This window comes from Arsenophonus sp. ENCA (assembly GCF_002287155.1).
Classification (GTDB): Bacteria; Pseudomonadota; Gammaproteobacteria; order Enterobacterales; family Enterobacteriaceae; genus Arsenophonus; species Arsenophonus nilaparvatae.
Map to the genome: position 1 here is coordinate 1 of NZ_NHNG01000306.1, position 2,280 is coordinate 2,280.

Sequence of the window (2,280 nt, forward strand, 5' to 3'; positions counted from 1 at the left end):
AGGTAACCATCTGGGCAGATACCGGTTTTCAAGGTATAGATAAACAGCATCCTAATACACAAATCCCAAAAAAAGGAACTCGAAAAAGACCTTTATCGCCTGAACAAAAACAAGAAAATAAAATAATCTCGGGCATCCGTATTACAGTTGAACACGCCATCGCGGGTATCAAGCGCCTCGGTTGCATGACCCAAATTTTACGGAATCGTAGACCCTTTATTGATGATACCTTCTTACTCCTTAGCGCAGGTCTTTGGAATTTCCATCTCAGAACAGCGTAAAATTTACTTCAATCACCGAAACACCCTTATTTCACTATTAAGCAACACGCTTTTTGTTGTCTCTGTTGACGCAAAGTTAACAACGATTGTTCATCAACAATCCGTAACGCTTGCGTGGGACAATGTGTCACACAAGCCGGTTGGTCAGCATTAATTGTCTGACACATATCACATTTTTGTGCCAGGGCGATATCTGAATCCACTGCCGGCACCATATCAATGGCGCCAAACGGGCAGGCCACAATGCAACTTTTACAACCAATACAGCGAGTTTGATCAAGCTGAACGGTTGCGCTAACAAAACGCAATGCATCCACCGGGCAACTGGTAATACAAGGAGCGTTATTGCAATGACGGCAGGTTACTGCAATACTGTTTTTGGCGTCATTGAATACCCTTATACGCGGAACAAACTCACGAGTGCTCTGTGGCCAACGTTGATGATTATGAGCAACCACACAGGCAATTTCACAAACATGACAACCGATGCATTCACTTGGATCAGCAATAATTAATTTATTCATTCGCTCTCCTAGCTAGTAAGTTCAGGTATACTGTTCCAATCAGGATGCAATAATTGGGCAAATATTTTTAATAATTTAGGCCTAACATAAAATTTTGTTATTCGCTTCAAAAATTTGCCTTTATCATGTTTAGCACTATCCATCTTCTTGTCATAAATTATTCTCACTTTGAGAATGACGTATCACAGTGAAACCAGGAAATATCTCTTTTCGACTAATAAAAGCCGGATAAAAGTAAACTTTGCCACTACAGCAAGTAGTATCGATTGTGATTTTAATGCAGAGTTGAAAACTAATAGCCGTAATCAGCAGCTTTTCCTTTATTCTCAAGATGAGAATTAGCCTCAAGTATAAAATAAGCATATTTGATCCGTTTTTAATGATACCATCCTATTTACCGGCCCGGCCGACAACAAAACGTGACTTGATTCACGAATGGCACCAACATTTTTACTTCTTTATTTATATTGGCATGGATTACGCATGGATATTGATATTTGCTGAAATGCTGATTGGAGCAATTTAGACCAGTTTGTATGCCAAATACTGTTCTAACACGTACATTAACTGTTCTTTCCAAACACCGATCAGCCCGGTTAACGAAGTACTCACCAATAGGAGTGATGTAACTTTATGAAAGGATCTGTTCTCTCCAAGCACCAATCAGCCCCAGTTAACGAAATACTTCCCATTGGGCAAATGATACTTTACGGACTGCAACATGTTTTAGTGATGTATGCCGGCGCAGTCGCCGTTCCATTAGTTATCGGTAATGCTGTGGGCTTACCCGTAGAGCAAATTATTCTATTAATTAGTACTGATCTGTTTATCTGCGGAATAGCAACTATTGCCCAATCCTTCGGTTTTGGGGCATGGATTGGCTGTCGCTTACCATTAGTGCAAGGCTGCACATTTGCCGCACTGGTTCCAATGATGCTAATCGGTAACAGTCACGAGTTTCGCACAGGCATATAAAATTCTAAAAATGGCTTAAAAGCAATGATTAATCTGCAAGTTACTAAAAAACATAAATTTTCTTAAATTACAATAAGTTGTATTTGATTTATAAGGTTTTGACTATTTATATATCATGCTGAATTAAACTTAAAAATAGAGCGTTTTTTTATTGGTGCGAAACTCGTGATTCCAAAGACCTGCGCTAAGGAGTAAGAAGGTATCATCAATAAAGGGTCTACGATTCCGTAAAATTTGGGTCATGCAACCGAGGCGCTTGATACCCGCGATGGCGTGTTCAACTGTAATACGGATGCCCGAGATTATTTTATTTTCTTGTTTTTGTTCAGGCGATAAAGGTCTTTTTCGAGTTCCTTTTTTTGGGATTTGTGTATTAGGATGCTGTTTATCTATACCTTGAAAACCGGTATCTGCCCAGATGGTTACCTCAGGAGGAATATGGCGAATTATATCGACTTTATCGAGTAAGCGTTTATCGTGACGGCGCCCATTTTTGCTCA

The 2,280-nt window shown here is 39.6% G+C and carries 3 protein-coding genes and 1 pseudogene; 2 read left to right on the forward strand and 2 right to left on the reverse strand.

Annotation, left to right across the window (positions count from 1 at the left end; translation table 11 throughout):
• A partial coding sequence (locus CBG25_RS08230) for a transposase family protein (protein WP_290603775.1) occupies positions 1-281 on the forward strand: 281 nt, incomplete at its 5' end.
• A gap of 26 nt (positions 282-307) precedes the next feature.
• Here CBG25_RS08230 and CBG25_RS08235 read toward each other — a convergent pair.
• Positions 308-805, reverse strand: coding sequence for a 4Fe-4S binding protein (locus tag CBG25_RS08235; protein ID WP_290605945.1), 498 nt, complete (start codon positions 803-805; stop codon positions 308-310).
• A 633-nt stretch (positions 806-1,438) separates the two neighbouring features.
• Here CBG25_RS08235 and CBG25_RS08240 point away from each other — a divergent pair.
• Positions 1,439-1,750: pseudogene (locus CBG25_RS08240) on the forward strand (solute carrier family 23 protein); the annotation flags it as partial.
• A 159-nt stretch (positions 1,751-1,909) separates the two neighbouring features.
• Here the strand turns inward: CBG25_RS08240 and CBG25_RS08245 are convergent.
• Positions 1,910-2,280, reverse strand: a 371-nt coding sequence (locus tag CBG25_RS08245) for a transposase family protein (RefSeq protein ID WP_290605946.1), incomplete at its 5' end; no start/stop codon positions are given.

Bases quoted from the DNA above. Each gene is read 5' to 3' on its own strand.
- CBG25_RS08235 (WP_290605945.1), bottom strand. From the start codon at position 805: ATGAATAAATTAATTATTGCTGATCCAAGTGAATGCATCGGTTGTCAT.